This window comes from Streptomyces sp. NPDC058145, from assembly GCF_042884245.1.
Lineage (GTDB): Bacteria > Actinomycetota > Actinomycetes > Streptomycetales > Streptomycetaceae > Streptomyces.
Map to the genome: position 1 here is coordinate 76,376 of NZ_JBHVUH010000008.1, position 15,092 is coordinate 91,467.

The 15,092-nt window shown below is 72.7% G+C and carries 17 protein-coding genes; 8 read left to right on the forward strand and 9 right to left on the reverse strand.

What is annotated here, in order from left to right; genetic code table 11:
• Positions 1 to 81: 81 nt before the first annotated feature.
• From ACFVVO_RS19280 to ACFVVO_RS19290, 3 genes are read left to right on the forward strand one after another with little or no spacing between them, the layout of a single operon-like run.
• Positions 82 to 855 carry an SDR family oxidoreductase gene (locus tag ACFVVO_RS19280; RefSeq protein WP_390056386.1) on the forward strand — a complete coding sequence of 258 codons (774 nt, stop codon included), beginning with the start codon at positions 82 to 84 and terminating at the stop codon, positions 853 to 855.
• Positions 852 to 2,531, forward strand: a complete 1,680-nt coding sequence (locus ACFVVO_RS19285) for a class I adenylate-forming enzyme family protein (RefSeq protein WP_390056388.1) — start codon at positions 852 to 854, stop codon at positions 2,529 to 2,531. The genes ACFVVO_RS19280 and ACFVVO_RS19285 overlap by 4 nt, the downstream gene beginning before the upstream one ends.
• Before the next feature lie 26 nt (positions 2,532 to 2,557).
• Positions 2,558 to 3,151 (forward strand): TetR/AcrR family transcriptional regulator, encoded by a 594-nt coding sequence (locus ACFVVO_RS19290; protein ID WP_390056389.1) that lies wholly within the window; start codon positions 2,558 to 2,560, stop codon positions 3,149 to 3,151.
• Positions 3,152 to 3,205: 54 nt separating this feature from the next.
• Here ACFVVO_RS19290 and ACFVVO_RS19295 read toward each other — a convergent pair whose 3' ends face one another.
• Positions 3,206 to 4,417: an acyl-CoA dehydrogenase family protein gene (locus tag ACFVVO_RS19295; RefSeq protein ID WP_390056390.1), complete on the reverse strand. Its 1,212-nt coding sequence runs from the start codon at positions 4,415 to 4,417 to the stop codon at positions 3,206 to 3,208.
• 6 nt (positions 4,418 to 4,423) lie between these two features.
• On the reverse strand, positions 4,424 to 5,446 hold the full coding sequence (locus ACFVVO_RS19300; RefSeq protein ID WP_390056392.1) for a phosphotransferase family protein: 1,023 nt from the start codon (positions 5,444 to 5,446) through the stop codon (positions 4,424 to 4,426).
• 255 nt (positions 5,447 to 5,701) lie between these two features.
• On the opposite strand from ACFVVO_RS19300, the gene ACFVVO_RS19305 reads away from it, so the two are divergent.
• Complete coding sequence (locus tag ACFVVO_RS19305) at positions 5,702 to 6,649, forward strand: NADP-dependent oxidoreductase (RefSeq protein ID WP_390056394.1); 948 nt, start codon at positions 5,702 to 5,704, stop codon at positions 6,647 to 6,649.
• A 51-nt stretch (positions 6,650 to 6,700) separates the two neighbouring features.
• Here ACFVVO_RS19305 and ACFVVO_RS19310 read toward each other — a convergent pair whose 3' ends face one another.
• Genes ACFVVO_RS19310 through ACFVVO_RS19325 form a run of 4 tightly spaced genes read right to left on the reverse strand, consistent with a single transcriptional unit; the run spans position 6,701 to position 8,886 of the window.
• On the reverse strand, positions 6,701 to 7,024 hold the full coding sequence (locus tag ACFVVO_RS19310) for a DUF202 domain-containing protein (protein ID WP_390056396.1): 324 nt from the start codon (positions 7,022 to 7,024) through the stop codon (positions 6,701 to 6,703).
• Positions 7,012 to 7,404, reverse strand: coding sequence for a DUF202 domain-containing protein (locus ACFVVO_RS19315; RefSeq protein WP_199209958.1), 393 nt, complete (start codon positions 7,402 to 7,404; stop codon positions 7,012 to 7,014). Before ACFVVO_RS19315 ends, ACFVVO_RS19310 begins: the two co-directional genes overlap by 13 nt.
• Before the next feature lie 21 nt (positions 7,405 to 7,425).
• Complete coding sequence (locus tag ACFVVO_RS19320) at positions 7,426 to 7,941, reverse strand: NUDIX hydrolase (protein ID WP_390056398.1); 516 nt, start codon at positions 7,939 to 7,941, stop codon at positions 7,426 to 7,428.
• 33 nt (positions 7,942 to 7,974) lie between these two features.
• Positions 7,975 to 8,886, reverse strand: a complete 912-nt coding sequence (locus tag ACFVVO_RS19325; RefSeq protein WP_390056878.1) for a DMT family transporter — start codon at positions 8,884 to 8,886, stop codon at positions 7,975 to 7,977.
• 387 nt (positions 8,887 to 9,273) lie between these two features.
• Between ACFVVO_RS19325 and ACFVVO_RS19330 the strand changes: the two genes are divergently transcribed.
• The 3 genes from ACFVVO_RS19330 to ACFVVO_RS19340 are packed head-to-tail and all read left to right on the forward strand — an operon-like array spanning position 9,274 to position 11,706.
• Positions 9,274 to 10,308 carry a hypothetical protein gene (locus ACFVVO_RS19330; protein ID WP_390056400.1) on the forward strand — a complete coding sequence of 345 codons (1,035 nt, stop codon included), beginning with the start codon at positions 9,274 to 9,276 and terminating at the stop codon, positions 10,306 to 10,308.
• Positions 10,309 to 10,361: 53 nt separating this feature from the next.
• Complete coding sequence (locus ACFVVO_RS19335) at positions 10,362 to 11,096, forward strand: molybdopterin-dependent oxidoreductase (RefSeq protein WP_390056401.1); 735 nt, start codon at positions 10,362 to 10,364, stop codon at positions 11,094 to 11,096.
• Complete coding sequence (locus ACFVVO_RS19340) at positions 11,080 to 11,706, forward strand: cytochrome b/b6 domain-containing protein (RefSeq protein WP_390056403.1); 627 nt, start codon at positions 11,080 to 11,082, stop codon at positions 11,704 to 11,706. Before ACFVVO_RS19335 ends, ACFVVO_RS19340 begins: the two co-directional genes overlap by 17 nt.
• Positions 11,707 to 11,792: 86 nt before the next feature.
• Here the strand turns inward: ACFVVO_RS19340 and ACFVVO_RS19345 are convergent, their stop codons facing one another.
• Together ACFVVO_RS19345 and ACFVVO_RS19350 are read right to left on the reverse strand one after the other, a co-directional pair.
• Positions 11,793 to 13,190, reverse strand: coding sequence for a GntP family permease (locus ACFVVO_RS19345; RefSeq protein WP_390056405.1), 1,398 nt, complete (start codon positions 13,188 to 13,190; stop codon positions 11,793 to 11,795).
• A gap of 39 nt (positions 13,191 to 13,229) precedes the next feature.
• On the reverse strand, positions 13,230 to 13,748 hold the full coding sequence (locus ACFVVO_RS19350) for a gluconokinase (RefSeq protein ID WP_390056407.1): 519 nt from the start codon (positions 13,746 to 13,748) through the stop codon (positions 13,230 to 13,232).
• Between the two features lie 140 nt (positions 13,749 to 13,888).
• Here ACFVVO_RS19350 and ACFVVO_RS19355 point away from each other — a divergent pair, with 140 nt between their 5' ends.
• The gene (locus ACFVVO_RS19355) at positions 13,889 to 14,590 is read left to right on the forward strand and encodes a FadR/GntR family transcriptional regulator (RefSeq protein WP_390056409.1); all 702 of its coding nucleotides are present in this window, start codon (positions 13,889 to 13,891) and stop codon (positions 14,588 to 14,590) included.
• Between the two features lie 40 nt (positions 14,591 to 14,630).
• Here the strand turns inward: ACFVVO_RS19355 and ACFVVO_RS19360 are convergent, their stop codons facing one another.
• Positions 14,631 to 15,005 carry a YchJ family protein gene (locus ACFVVO_RS19360; protein WP_390056411.1) on the reverse strand — a complete coding sequence of 125 codons (375 nt, stop codon included), beginning with the start codon at positions 15,003 to 15,005 and terminating at the stop codon, positions 14,631 to 14,633.
• Between the last annotated feature and the right edge of the window lie 87 nt (positions 15,006 to 15,092).

A 15,092-nucleotide genomic window follows, 5' to 3' on the forward strand; every position in this document is an offset into this window, starting at 1 on the left:
TCCGGCCGCCCTTCCCTCACACATACCGACCGGTTAGTCTGGCCGTCGCTGAGCCGAGTCGCGTCGCGTCGAAGGAGCCCGATGGTGGAAGCCGTGCAGGATGCGGGAGTGGTCGTCACCGGAGCGGGCGGGGGGATCGGGGCCGCGCTGGCCCGGCGGTTCGCCACCGAGGGTGCCCGCGTGGTCGTCAACGACCTGGACGCGGACAAGGCCAGGGCCGTGGCCGGGGAGATCGGCGGGATCGCCGTGCCCGGCGACGCCTCGGCCATCGTCGACGAGGCCCGTGACGCGCTCGGCGGCACCGTGGACGTCTACTGCGCCAACGCCGGCGTCGCCTTCGAGGACGCCGGAGCCGGCGCGCCCCCGGACGAGCGGGCCTGGGCGCTGTCCTGGGACGTCAACGTGATGGCGCACGTCCGCGCGGCCCACGCGCTGCTGCCCGGCTGGCTGGAGCGCGGCGCCGGCCGGTTCGTCTCCACCGTCTCGGCCGCCGGGCTGCTCACCATGATCGGCGCCCCCTCCTACGCCGTCACCAAGCACGGTGCGCTGGCCTTCGCCGAGTGGCTGTCGCTCACCTACCGCCACCGGGGCGTCAAGGTGCACGCCATCTGCCCCCAGGGCGTGCGCACCGACATGCTGGCCGCCACCGGCAGCGCGGGCGACCTGGTGCTGCAGCCGACCGCGCTCGAGCCCGAGGACGTCGCGGACGCCCTGTTCCGGGGCATCGAGGAGGACCGCTTCCTGATCCTGCCGCACCCCGAGGTCGCCGAGTTCTACCAGGCGCGGGCCACCGCCCCCGACCGCTGGCTGGCCGGCATGAACCACATCCAGCGGAAATGGGAGGCCAACCGATGAGCGACTCCCGCTACGCGGCCCGGCCCTGGCTGGCCCTGCTCGACGAGGCCCAGCGCGCCCCGGTCGACCCCGCCGACTCCCTGGTGCACGCCCTGCGCCGCGCCGTCGCCGAGGCTCCCGACCGCACCTTCCTCACCTACTTCGACGGCTCCCTCGGCTACCGCGAGGTCGACGAGCTGACCGACTCGGTCGCCGCCCACCTCGCCGGGCGCGGTCTGGAGCGTGGCGACCGGGTCGCCGTCCTGCTGCAGAACTCCCCGCACTTCGTGCTCGCCGTCCTCGGCGCCTGGAAGGCGGGCGCCACCGTCGTGCCCGTCAACCCGATGTACAAGTCGGCCGAGGTCGCCCACGTGCTGCGGGACGGCGAGGTCGCCGCGCTGATCTGCTCCGACCGGGCCTGGGAGTCGTACCTGCGGGACACGGCCGCCGACTCGCCGGTGCGGATCGTGCTCACCGGCTGCGAGCTGGACTTCCAGACCCGTGACGACGCGCGCGTGCTCACCTTCGAGCGGCTGCCCCAGGCCCCCGACGCCGACGACCTCGTGGCCGTCGCCCGGCGGGGCGGCCGGGCCCCGGCGGGCCGCGATCCGCGCCCCGGCGACATCGCCCTGATCAGCTACACCTCGGGCACCAGCGGCACCCCCAAGGGCGCCACCAACACGCACGGCAACATCATGCACAACGCCGAGCGCCAGCGGACCGGCCTCGCGCTGCCCGAGGCGCCCGTCTACTACGCGCTCGCGCCCCTGTTCCACATCACCGGGATGGTCTGCCAGTTCGGCGCCTGCCTGAACAGCACCGGCACCCTGGTGCTCACCTACCGCTTCGAGCCCGGTGCGGTCCTGGCGGCCTTCGCCGAGCACCGCCCGCACTACACGGTCGGCCCGTCCACCGCGTTCATGGCCCTCGCCGCGCACCCGGACGTCACACCGGAGCACTTCTCCTCGTTCGTGAACATCTCCTCCGGCGGCGCCCCGGTGCCGCCCGCCCTGGTCGAGCGGTTCCGCGAGCGCTTCGGGCCGTACATCCGCACCGGGTACGGCCTCACCGAGTGCACCGCCCCCTGCGCCTCCGTACCGCCCGGCCTGGAGTCACCCGTCGACCCGGTCTCCGGGACGCTCTCGGTCGGCCTGCCCGGCGCCGACACGGTGGTACGGATCGTGGACGACCGGGGCGAGGAACTGCCCTTCGGCGAGCAGGGCGAGATCGTCGTACGCGGCCCGCAGGTCGTCCCCGGCTACTGGCGGCGCCCCGACGCCACCGCCGAGACCTTCCCGGACGGCGAACTGCGCACCGGCGACATCGGGTTCATGGACGAGCAGGGCTGGCTCTACGTCGTCGACCGCAAGAAGGACATGATCAACGCGTCCGGCTTCAAGGTCTGGCCGCGCGAGGTCGAGGACGTCCTTTACACCCATCCGGCGGTGCGCGAGGCGGCCGTCGTCGGTGTCCCCGACGGCTACCGCGGCGAGACCGTCAAGGCGTACATCAGCCTGCGCCCGGGCGCCGACCCGGACCCGGATGAACTCGCGGTGTACTGCAAGGAGAGACTGGCCGCCTACAAATACCCGCGCCAGGTGGAGATCCTGCCCGACCTGCCCAAGACGGCGAGTGGGAAGATCCTCCGGCGGGAACTGCGCACCCGGGCGCGGGACAGCGGGAACGACAGTCGATAGACACGACGGAAAGGCAGGTGGCGGCAGTGCCCAGGATGACGGACGGAGACGGGACGCCCGTCCCGCAGCGGCTGCTGGACGCCGCCACCCGCCTCTTCGCCGAGCAGGGCTACGACCGTACGTCGGTGCAGGAGATCGTGGAGGCGGCCGGCGTCACCAAGGGGGCGCTGTACCACTACTTCGGCTCCAAGGACGACCTTCTGCACGAGGTGTACGCGCGCGTGCTGCGCATCCAGCAGGAGCGCCTCGACACCTTCGCGAACGCGGACGAGCCGGTGGAGAAGCGGCTCAGGAGCGCGGCGGCCGACGTCGTCGTCACGACGATCGAGAACCTCGACGACGCGATGATCTTCTTCCGCTCCATGCACCATCTGAGCCCCGAGAAGAACAAGCAGGTGCGCGCCGAGCGCCGGCGCTACCACGAGGGCTTCCGCGCGCTCATCGAGGAGGGCCAGCGCGAGGGCGTCTTCTCCACCGCGACCCCGGCCGACCTGGTCGTGGACTACCACTTCGGCTCGGTGCACCACCTGTCGACCTGGTACCGGCCCGACGGCCCGCTCACCCCGCAGCAGGTCGCCGACCACCTGGCCGACCTGCTGCTGCGGGCGCTGCGCCCGTAACCGGGCATGAACGAGGGGCGACCGCCCGGGCGGTCGCCCCTCATCCGCGTTCCCCTACAGGTACTTCTTCAGCTCGCGCCGGGCCAGCGACCGCTGGTGCACCTCGTCCGGGCCGTCGGCGAGCATCAGGGTGCGGGCGCTCGCGTACAGCTCGGCCAGCGGGAAGTCCTGGCTCACCCCGCCGGCGCCGTGCAGCTGGATCGCGCGGTCCAGGATGCCGACCACCGCGCGCGGAGTGGCGATCTTGATGGCCTGGATCTCCGTGTGCGCGCCCCGGTTGCCGACGGTGTCCATCAGCCAGGCCGTCTTCAGCACCAGCAGCCGCAGCTGCTCGACGGTGACCCGCGCGTCGGCGATCCAGTTCTGCACCACGCCCTGCTGGGCCAGCGCCTTGCCGAAGGCGGTCCGGGACGCCGCACGCCGGCACATCAGCTCGATCGCCCGCTCGGCCATGCCGATCAGCCGCATGCAGTGGTGGATCCGGCCGGGGCCGAGCCGGGCCTGGGCGATGGCGAAGCCGCCGCCCTCCTCGCCGATCAGGTTGGTGACCGGCACGCGCGCGTGGTCGAAGACGACCTCGGCGTGGCCGCCGTGGGAGTGGTCCTCGTAGCCGAAGACCCGCATCGCGCGCTTGACGGTCACTCCGGGAGTGTCGCGCGGGACCAGCACCATGGACTGCTGCCGGCGGATGTCGGCGCCGTCCGGGTCCGTCTTGCCCATGACGATGAAGATCCGGCAGTCGGGGTTCATCGCCCCGGAGATGTACCACTTGCGGCCGGTGACGACATACTCGTCGCCGTCCCGCTCGATGTGCGTGGTGATGTTGGTGGCGTCCGAGGAGGCCACCTCCGGCTCGGTCATCGCGAACGCCGAGCGGATCTCACCCGCCAGCAGCGGCTCCAGCCACTGCTTCTTCTGCCGCTCGTCGCCGAACTGCGCCAGCACCTCCATGTTCCCGGTGTCGGGCGCGGCGCAGTTCGTCGCGGTCGGCGCCAGGTGCGGGGAGCGGCCGGTGATCTCGGCGAGCGGTGCGTACTGCAGGTTCGTCAGCCCGGCACCGCCGGCGTCGGGCAGGAAGAGGTTCCACAGGCCCTGCCTGCGCGCCTCGGCCTTCAGCTCCTCCACCACGGCCGGGGTGTCCCACGGCGAGGCCAGCGCGGCCCGCTGCTCCTCGGCGACCGGCTCGGCCGGGTACACGTACTCGTCCATGAAGGCGAGGAGCCTGGTGCGCAGCTCCTCGGTGTGCGCGTCGAACGCGAAGTCCATGTCCGGTCAGCCTTCCTGAAGAGTGGTCAGTCCGTGGTCGATGAAGACGGGCACCAGCTCGCCGATCCGGTCGAAGCCGCGGCCCACCGTCTGGCCGAGCGTGTACCGGTAGTGGATGCCCTCCAGGATCACGGCGAGCTTGAACCAGGCGAACGCCGTGTACCAGGAGACGGCGCGGACGTCGCGCCCCGAGCGCGCGGCGTACCGCTCGATCAGCTCGGCGGGCGAGGGGTGTCCGGGCGCCTCGGCGGTCGTGGACACCGGCGACCTCGGCAGGCCGAGCGGCGTGCTGTACATCACCAGCAGGCCCAGGTCGGTGAGCGGGTCGCCGAGGGTCGACATCTCCCAGTCGAGGATCGCCCTGATCGTGTCGTCGGGGCCGATCAGCACGTTGTCCAGCCGGAAGTCGCCGTGGACGACGGCCGGGGCGGGGGAGGTGGGCAGGGCGCGGCCGAGGGCCGCGTGCAGCTCGTCGACGCCCGCCAGCTCACGATTGCGGGAGGCGTCGAGCTGCTTGCCCCAGCGGCGGAGCTGGCGGTCCAGGAAGCCCTCCGGGCGCCCGAAGTCCTCGAGGCCGACGGCCGCCGGGTCCACCGCGTGCAGCTCGACCAGCGTGTCGACGAGCGAGAGCACGGCGCCCCGGGTCCGCGCCTCGCCGAGCGGGGCGAGCTGCTGGGCGGTGCGGTAGGGCGTGCCCTCGACGAACTCCATGACGTAGAACGGCGCCCCGAGCACCTCCTCGTCCTCGCACAGCAGCACTGGCCGGGGGACCGGCACGTCCGTCGGGTGCAGGGCGCTGATCACCCGGTGCTCGCGCTTCATGTCGTGCGCGGTGGCCAGCACATGACCGAGTGGCGGCCGCCGGACGACCCACCGCGAGGCGCCGTCGGAGAGCGCGTAGGTGAGGTTCGACCGTCCGCCCTCGATCAGCCGGCCGGAGAGCGGGCCGTTCACCAGGCCGGGCCGCTCACGGTCGAGCAGCGCGCGCAGCCGGTCGAGATCGAGTCCGGGCGGGTGGTCCGCGCTCATACATCACTCCTACGAACGGGTGAACAGGAACGCGTCTTATGATGCCGACCGGTCGGTATGCCGTCCAGTGCACGTGCCGAACCTGGCCCCGAACGTGACCGGAGCCACGATAATCGCCGCGCCGCGCGCGCGGCGGGTGGTCATGGCGGCAGTCTTCGGGGTACGGGTGAGGGCGACGCAGACGCTGTCACGCGAACGGTGCACATCCCGGCATACCGGTTGCGTGGCACACGAGGACCCCGGAGGGTCGTGGGCATGAAGGCCATCAGCTACAGCCGCTACGGCGGGCCCGAGGTGCTGGAGTACGGCGAGGTGGACGACCCCAAGGTCGGACCCGACTCGGTGCTGGTCAAGGTCCGCGCCGCGGCCGTCAACCCGGTCGACTGGAAGTGCCGCGAGGGCTACCTGGACCAGATCCTGGCCGCCGTCTTCCCGGTGATCCCCGGCTGGGACGTCAGCGGAGTGGTGGTGCGGCCAGGCGCCTCGGTACCGGAGTTCTCCGTCGGCGACGAGGTCATCGGCTACGTCCGCGAGGACTTCCTGTCCCGGGGCACCTTCGCCGAGTACGTCGCCGCGCCCGTGCGCACCCTGGCCCGCAAGCCGCGCAACCTCTCCTTCGAGGAGGCGGCCGGGCTGCCGCTGGCCGGGCTGACGGCCTACCAGGTCCTGGTCAAGGCCCTGGAGGTCAAGCGCGGCGAGACCGTCCTGGTGCACGCGGCGGCCGGCGGGGTCGGCTCACTGGCCGTCCAGATCGCCGCCCACCTCGGCGCCCGGGTGATCGGCACGGCGAGCGAGCACAACCACGACTTCGTGCGCGGGATCGGCGGCGAGCCGGTGAGCTACGGCGAGGGCCTGGCCGAGCGGGTGCGCGGGCTCGCCCCCGAGGGCGTGGACGCCGTCTTCGACACCATCGGCGGCGACACCCTGAAGGTCTCGGCCAACCTGCTCGCCCCGGAGGGCCGGCTGGTGTCGATCGCCGACCCGGAGGTGGTCGGGTTCGGCGGCCGTTACCACTTCGTCCGGCCCGACGCCGAGGACCTGCGCAAGCTGTCCGAACTGGCCGAGCAGGGCGTGGTGTCCGTGCACGTCCAGGAGGCCTTCCCGCTGGAGCGGGCGGCCGACGCGCACCGGCTGAACCAGGAGGGGCGCACCCGCGGGAAGATCGTGGTGACGGTCGACTGGGAGACCGAGGGAACCTCCTAGAGTCCGAGGGCCGCTCCCGAGGGACGTCCTCAGGCGACCGGGAACGCCCGCTCAGACCACCAGCACGACCGCGCACACGGCCATCGCCACCGCGCACAGCGCGGCCGCCGTGGCGTGCCGCGGCGCGAGCGCGGGCGGCCGGGCCTCGGCCGCCAGGGCGCGGATGCGATGGTGGGCCACCCGCAGGAAGCCCAGCCAGAGCGCACAGCACAGCGCGCATCCGACGACCGCGGTGGCGGACGCCCCGCCGTGCAGCGCGGCCCTCACCGCGAGCACGGCGGCCACGGCGGCCGACAGCGTCGTACGCCGCCAGGCCAGCCGGGTGCGCTCCGGCTGCAGACCCGGATCACGGCCGGCCGTGCTCACCCCGCCCATCCGACCAGCACCACCACGACCATCGCGACCGCCACCACCGCCACGACCAGGCTCAGCACCGCCGGGAACCGGGAGGCCGGCAGGTCCTCGCCCCGCCGCATCGCCCGTTCGCAGCGCACATAGTGGTTCACCGCGCGCAGCGAACACAGCACCCCCGCGCCGAGCAGCGCGAGCGCGAGGCCGACCCGCCACGCCCAGCGCAGGTCCGGCAGGAACTGGTCCACCGCGAATCCCCCGCCGATCAGCGCGAGCGCGGTCCGCAGCCAGGCCAGGAACGTGCGCTCGTTGGCCAGCGAGAACCGGTAGTCGGGCGTACCGCCCTCTTCGCGCACCCGCTCCGGGGCGAACCAGAGCCGGACGTTGCGTACGAACTCACTCACGCGCAGGACCCTACCGGGGTGTCACCGGGCCGACCGGAACGCCCGCAGCCGCTCGTAGGCCGCCACGCCGTCCGGTACCCACTCCCACTCGCCGAGCCGCCGCTCCACCTCGTCCGCGGACAGGAAGCCGTGCCACTGCACCTCCTCCACCTGGGGCCGCACGGGAAGGTCGCAGCGCACCTCGTACACCGCCGACCACCAGCTCTTCCCGGCCCCGTCGTCGTAGAGGAACTTGAAGAGGAACTCCGGCCGGGGCAGGCCCGACACGCCCAGTTCCTCCTCGGCCTCGCGCAGCGCCGCCGAGTCGTAGGACTCGCCCGCGCCCACCACACCGCCGACGAACATGTCGTACAGGGAGGGGAAGACGAGCTTGGTGGGGGTGCGGCGGTGCACGAACAGGCGCCCGGCCGCGTCCCGGGCCTGGATGAAGACACACCGGTGGCGCAGGCCCCGGGCGTATGCCTCGCCGCGCGGGACCCGGGCGACCACCCGGTCGTTCTCGTCGACGATGTCGAGGATCTCGTCAGCAGGGTTCATGCCCGTATCCAAGCAGGGGCCCGACGCGCGGGCTCAGCGTGACTGGAGGTCCCGGGCGCGCTCCGCGTCCGCCGCGCCGGACGGCATCGCCGGATGCAGCCCGAGCAGCACGATGCCCGCGACGATCGCCGCGAGCCCCGCCGACTCCCAGGCCAGCGCCCCGGTGTCGGTGCGCAGCCGGTCGCCGAGGAAGCCCACTCCGCACAGGATGCCGGCCAGCGGCTGGGCCGCGGTGAGCGCCGGCAGCGACATGCGCAGCTCAGCCGTCTCGAACGCGCTCTGCACCAGGACCAGTCCCGTGACGCCCAGCGCGAGCACGCCGTACGGCTGCCACCCGGTCAGCAGCTCCGTGAAGCCGCCCGCCGAGAAGCGGGTGCCGCTGATCCGGGTGAGCGCGTCCTGCACGCCGTAGAGCAGCCCGGCCGCCGTGGCCAGCAGCACCGGGCCCCCGTTCAGCCGGGACCGCTTCGCCCAGGTGGTGAGCACCAGGGCCGCGCCGAGCATCACGCCGATGATCAGCCAGTGCCGCACCGGGTCGGTGACGGCGCTGCCCCCGCGTGGCTCGCCCGCCACGATGAACACGCTCACCCCGCCCGCGAGCAGCACGAGCCCGGCCCAGCCCTGACGGCCGAGCGACTTCCTGGTGAGCAGGCGCGACAGGGCGAGCGCGAACAGGAGGTTCGTCGCGAGCAGCGGTTCGACCAGCGAGATCTCGCCCTTGCCGAGGGCGACGGCACCGAGCACCATGCCGGCCACCATCAGGGCGATGCCGCCCAGCCAGCGCGGCACCCGCATCAGGTCCAGCAGCAGCCGGAACGACAGGAAGTCGCCGAGGGGAGCCTGCTGCGCGGCGCTCTGCTGGAGCACGAACCCGAAGCCCACGCAGCAGGCGGCGCTCACAGCGAGCAGGACAACCAGAACGGACACGCTGCGTACCTCGATCATCCGGCCGGACCACGGGCGCTTGGGGCCTGTCCGGCGGATCATGCCGGAATCGCGGGGCGTGGCAGGCCCATCTGCGGCGGCTGGACGCACCACGCCCCGCTCACCAGCACTGACAAGACACCGGAGCCCGGAGCCGGCCTGATCCGCCGGAACGACCCCGGTGGCCGACTGTAGCGCTCCCGGGACACCGTGCCATGGCGTACGCCACACCGTCCCGTCCGCCCGCCACCCGGATCCGGCGGCGACCAGCGCGTCCGTGCCCCAAGTGCCCAGCGCCACAAGCTGGTTGAAGAGGGCAACACTCCGGTTCCGCTTGACGCAAACCTTGGCTGGGGGTTTGCTGTGCGTGATCGGTCGATGGCAGCCCGAGAAACAGGAAGTCCCGCGGTGCCCCCAATCCCGTCTCTGCTCGGCGCCCGCCGTGCCCTCCCGCACCAGCCGGGCGACACCGCCCCGGAGGACTCCGGCGCCTTCGACGAGGCCGCGGACGACGCCGAACTCCTCGCCGCCCGCACCTCGCTGGCCCAGGGCCGGCGACAGGCCACCCGCGCCCTGCTGCGGCGCACCGGCGACGACTGGGACCGCCGGGGCCACCGCCTCACCGTGCTCGCCGGCGCGCCGTACGCCGCCGCCTGGGCCCAGGACTGGCTGCTCGCCGAACCGGACTCGCCCGACGCCGCCGCCCTGCACGCCCTGGCACTGGTCCGGCGGACCTTGGGCGGCAAGGAGAGCCCCGACCGGGCCCGCGCCGCCTGCCGCACCGCGGCCGCTCTGGCCCCCGCCGACCCCACCCCCTGGCTCGGCCTGCTCCTGCTCTCGCGCACCCTGGGCCCCGAACGCGAACTGCTGCGCGCCTTCGCGGAACTGCGCGAGCGCCACCCCGAACACCACCACGCCCACCACCTGCTGGTCGCCCGGCTCGCCGAGCGGCCCCAGGGCGGCCGGGCCGAGTCCCACGAGGCGTACGACCTCGCCGAGCGGGCCGCCGCCGAGGCCCCCGCCGACTCCCCGCTGGCCGTCCTCCCGGTCGTCGCGTACGCCGAGCGCTACCGCGTCCTGGCCGCCACCGGCCTGGCCCCCGCCGACCCGTCCCGCAGCGGGCACTGGTCGGGCCCGCGGGCCCGCCGTGTCCTGCGCGCGGCCTTCGACTGGTGGCTGGAGTGGGAACACGACGAACACCCCCGCCGCCACACCGACCTCAACCACCTCGCCTTCGCCGTGTCCTGCGCCGGCCGCCCGGCCGAGGCGGCGGCCCTGTTCCGGCGCATCGGCCGGCACGCCACCCCCGTCCCCTGGTCGTACCCGCACCGCGAGCCGTGGCCGGCCTTCCGCGCGGCCCGCGCCCGTGCGCTGGGCGGACGCCCGTACCCGCGCGGCGGGAGCGCTCCCGCACCCGGGCGGGAAGTCCTTACGGAACTCTGACCGATGCCCGCACACGCTGGCCCCGCCCCGGCCGGAAGTGCTCGAATGAACACGTGAACCCCGAACCGCCCGAGGACCCCGGCGCCCAGGGCCGGCCCGTCGGCCGACGCGTCTTCCTCGGCACCCTCGCCCTGGGAGCGCTGGGCGTCGCCACCGCTCCGGTGGTGCAACGCGGCCTCGAGGGCTTCCTCGGCGGCCTCTCCGGCGACGATCCGACGGGCCTGACCGGCCTGCTGCCCAACGGCGGCGGCTTCCGCTACTACTCGGTGGCCGCGTCCGTCCCGCACAAGAGCCCCGCGGACTACCGGCTCACCGTCGACGGCCTGGTCGACCACCCGCGCACCTACACCCTCGCCGACCTGCGCGCGCTGCCGCAGACCCGGCTGGTCAGGGACGTCCAGTGCGTCACCGGCTGGCGGGTCCCGGGCACCCCCTTCCAGGGCGTGACGCTCTCCCTGCTGCTGGACGCGGCCGGAGTACGGGCCGCCGGCCGGGCGGTCCGCTTCACCTGCTTCGACGGCACCTACACCGAGAGCCTCACCCTCGACCAGGCCCGCCGCCGGGACGTCCTGGTCGCCCTGCGCATGCAGGACAAGGACATCGGCCACGACCACGGCGGCCCCGTCCGCCTCTACGTCGCGCCCATGTACTTCTACAAGTCCGCGAAATGGCTCTCCGGCATCACCGTGACCGACCACGTCCGGCCCGGCTACTGGGAGCGGCTCGGCTACGACGTCGACGCCTGGGTCGGCCGGTCGAACGGACGGACCGATGAGCCTACGAGCTGACACCCCGGCACCGCCGGACTCCCGCGTCCGCCGCTTCGGGCCGGCCCAGCGCTGGGTGCACCGCGGCACGGCCGCGCTGATGGGCGTGTGCGTGCTCACCGCGGCCTGCCTATATATCCCGCAGCTCGCCGTGCTCGTCGGCCGCCGCGAACTGGTCGTCCGGGTCCACGAGTGGGCCGGGCTCGCCCTGCCCGTCCCCGTGCTGCTGGGCCTCGCCTCCCGCGCCTTCCGAGCCGACCTGCGCTTCCTCAACCGCTTCGGCCCGCACGACCGCGTCTGGCTGTGGGCCGCGCTCAGCCGGGACAAGCGCCGCTCCTCGCGGCCGGCGGCCAAGTTCAACGCAGGCCAGAAGGTCTACGCCGCCTGGATCGCCGGTGCCACGCTGGTCATGCTCGGCACCGGCCTGATGATGTGGTTCACCCATCTCACCCCGCTGGTCTGGCGGACCTCGGCGACCTTCGTGCACGACTGGCTGGCCCTGACCATCGGCGTGGTGCTGGCCGGCCACATCGGCATGGCGCTCGGAGACCCGGAGGCGCGGCGCGGGCTGCGGACCGGCACGGTGAGCAGACGGTGGGCCGAGCGGGAACACCCGCTGTGGCGCCCCTGAAACGGGACTCACCCCCTCCTCGGCCGCCGAGGAGGGGGTGAGCGGTGTCTGCGCGCCTACGTGTGCAGCGCCTATGTGTACCGCGCCTATATGACGAGTGACAGCAGCAGGACCAGCCCGCCCGCGACCACCGAGATGATCGTCTCCATCACCGACCAGGTCTTCACGGTCTGCCCGACGCTCAGCCCGAAGTACTCCTTCACCAGCCAGAAACCGGCGTCGTTGACATGGCTGAAGAAGAGCGAGCCGGCGCCGATGGCGAGGACCAGCAGAGCGGAGTGGGTGGTCGACATGTCGGCCGCGAGCGGCGCGACCAGACCGGCCGCCGAGACCGTCGCCACCGTCGCCGAGCCGGTGGCCAGCCGGATCACGACCGCGATCAGCCAGGCCAGCAGCAGGGCCGGGATCGACCAGTCCTTGGAGATGTCCAGGATCATCTGGCCCACTCCGCAGTCGATCAGCGTCTGCTTGAAGCCGCCGCCGGCGCCCACGATCAGCAGGATGCCGGCGATCGGCATCAGGCCCTTCTCGACCGTCTGCTGCAGGCGCTCCTTGCTGAACCCGGCGGGTCGGCCCAGCGTGAAGAAGCCGACGATGACGGCGGCGAGCAGCGCGATCAGCGGGGAACCCACCACGTCGAAGACCCGCTGGGTCATGTTCGCGGTGTCGTCCACCACGATGTCCACCAGCGCCTTGGCCAGCATCAGCACCACCGGGAGCAGCACGGTGGCCAGCGTCGGGCCGAAGCCCGGACGGTGCTTCAGCTCCTCGGACGGGCGCTGCGGGAGCATCCGCTCGGGAGCCGGGACGTCCACCCAGCGGGCGGCGAAGCGCGAGAACACCGGACCGGCGATGATCACCGTGGGGATGGCGACCAGGATGCCGAGCGCCAGCGTGACACCCAGGTTGGCCTTGACCGCGTCGATCGCGACGAGCGGGCCGGGGTGCGGCGGGATCAGGCCGTGCATCACGGACAGACCGGCGAGCGCCGGGATGCCGATGCGCATCAGGGAGTAGTTGCCGCGCTTGGCGACCATCAGCACGACGGGGATCAGCAGCACGATGCCGACCTCGAAGAACAGCGGCAGACCGATCACGGACGCGATCAGCACCATCGCCCACGGCATCGACCGCCCGCCGGCCTTGGCGAGGATCGTGTCGACGAGTTGGTCGGCGCCGCCGGAGTCGGCGAGGAGCTTGCCCAGGATCGCCCCGAGCGCGATCAGGACGCCCACGCCGGCCACGGTGCTGCCGAGCCCGGTGGTGAAACTGACGATGGCCTTGTCCAGCGGGGCCCCGGCGACCGCGCCGAGCGCCAGTGACCCGATGGTCAGCGAGAGGAAGGCATGGAGCTTGAACTTGGTGATGAGCAGCACGATGACGGCGATGCCCACCAGGACGGCGATGCCGAGCTGGGCATGGCCGGCGGAGGTGATCGGCGGAGGTGCGTCCGCTGCCAGCATCTCGACGCTGAGTCTGGTCACGGGGGTTCCCTTGCAGGTACGGGGGACGGGGGTGAGGTGTTACTCGGAGGTGTCGGAAAACGCGTCGAGGGCCCGCACGGCGCGTGCGGTGATCTCCTCGGGGCTGCCGCTGACGTCCACGGCCACTCCGGCCTCGTCCGGTTCCAGCGGCTGCAGCGTGGCGAACTGGGAGTCCAGCAGCGCGGTCGGCATGAAGTGACCCTGCCGGTGCGACATCCGGTCCTCGATCAGCTCGCGGTCGCCCGTGAGGTGGAGGAACACCACTCCCGGAGCGACGGCCCTGAGCCGGTCGCGGTACGACCGCTTCAGCGCCGAGCTGCTGACCACCCCGCCGAGCCCGGACCGCCCGTCCGCCCAGTGCCCGATGGCTTCCAGCCACGGCCACCGGTCGGCGTCCTCGAGCGGAACGCCGGCCGTCATCTTCTCGATGTTGGCCCGCGGGTGGAAGTCGTCGCCCTCGGCGTACGGGACACCCAGCCGGGCGGCGAGCAACGGACCGATCGTGGTCTTGCCCGTCCCGGCGACGCCCATCACGACGACGACCTGGGGGGTGCGCATGACTGCCTCGCTGTCTTCCTCGACATCCGACGCCACTTCGGCGTCGCCACACTGAAACCTATTAGGTACGACGAATTCAAGAGTGTGTGACATATAAGTCTGACTTTTTGTCGCCGTGATCCAGGCCGTACGCTGACTCCATGAGCACACCGGGCCGGGGGCTGCACGGCCACGTACTGGACACCCTCGGTCCCGCGATCACCGCGGGTGACTACCCGCCGGGCAGCGTGCTGCGCACCGACGAGCTGGCACAGCACTTCGAGGTCTCACGCTCCGTGATGCGCGAGGCCGTCCGGGTGCTGGAGTCCATGCACCTGGTCGAGTCCCGCCGCCGGGTCGGCGTCACCGTCCGCCCCAAGTGCGAGTGGAACGTCTACGACCCGCAGGTCATCCGGTGGCGTCTGGCGGGCGCCGACCGCCCGCACCAGCTGCGCTCCCTGACCGTGCTGCGCTCCGCGGTCGAACCGGTGGCCGCCGGCCTCGCCGCCACCCACGCCACGCCCGAGCAGTGCGCCGAACTCACCGAGTGCGCCCTCGGGATGGTGGCCAACTCACGCGGACACCGGCTGCAGGACTACCTGGTCCACGACATCGCCTTCCACCGGGTCATCCTCACCGCCTCCGGCAACGAGATGTTCGCCCGCCTCGGCGACGTCGTCGCGGAGGTGCTGGCCGGGCGCACCCACCACGAGGTCATGTTCGAGGACCCCGACCCGGCGGCCGTCACCCTGCACGTCCAGGTCGCCGAGGCGGTCCGCGAAGGCGACCGCACCCGCGCCGAACGGCTCACCAGGGAGATCACCGAGGGCGCCCTCCAGGAACTGGACATCCTGGCGCCCTGACGTCCCGGAACCGCGGTGGTCCGGACGTCCGCGGCCGGGATCAGTCGAGGAAGTCCCCGTCGACGTACACCCACGCCCCGTCCACCCGCTCGAACCGGCTCCGCTCATGCAGCGAACCGCCCCGGTAGGAGGCCCGGAAGGTCACCGTCCCCGCGCGGTGGAACGCCGAACCCTCCCCGGTCTCCAGGATCTCCAGCCCCGTCCACTTCATCCGGGGATCCAGCTCCAGCCGCTCGGGGCGGGTGCGGGGATGCCACGTCCGCAGCAGATACGCCGCGTCCCCCCGGACGAACGCGCTGTACCGCGACCGCATCAGCGCCTCGGCGGTCGGAGCTGCGGCCGCCCCGGAGTGGAAACGGCCGCAGCAGGCGTCGTAGGGCAGGGGAAGTCCGCAGAAGCAGGCGCGCGTGGTCATGCCCCTCATTCTGCCCAAGCCGCCGCGCCGGTCCGCCGCCGGTGCGGCGGACGCCCGGCCGGTGCACAGTGGAAGGGGTGACGCGCG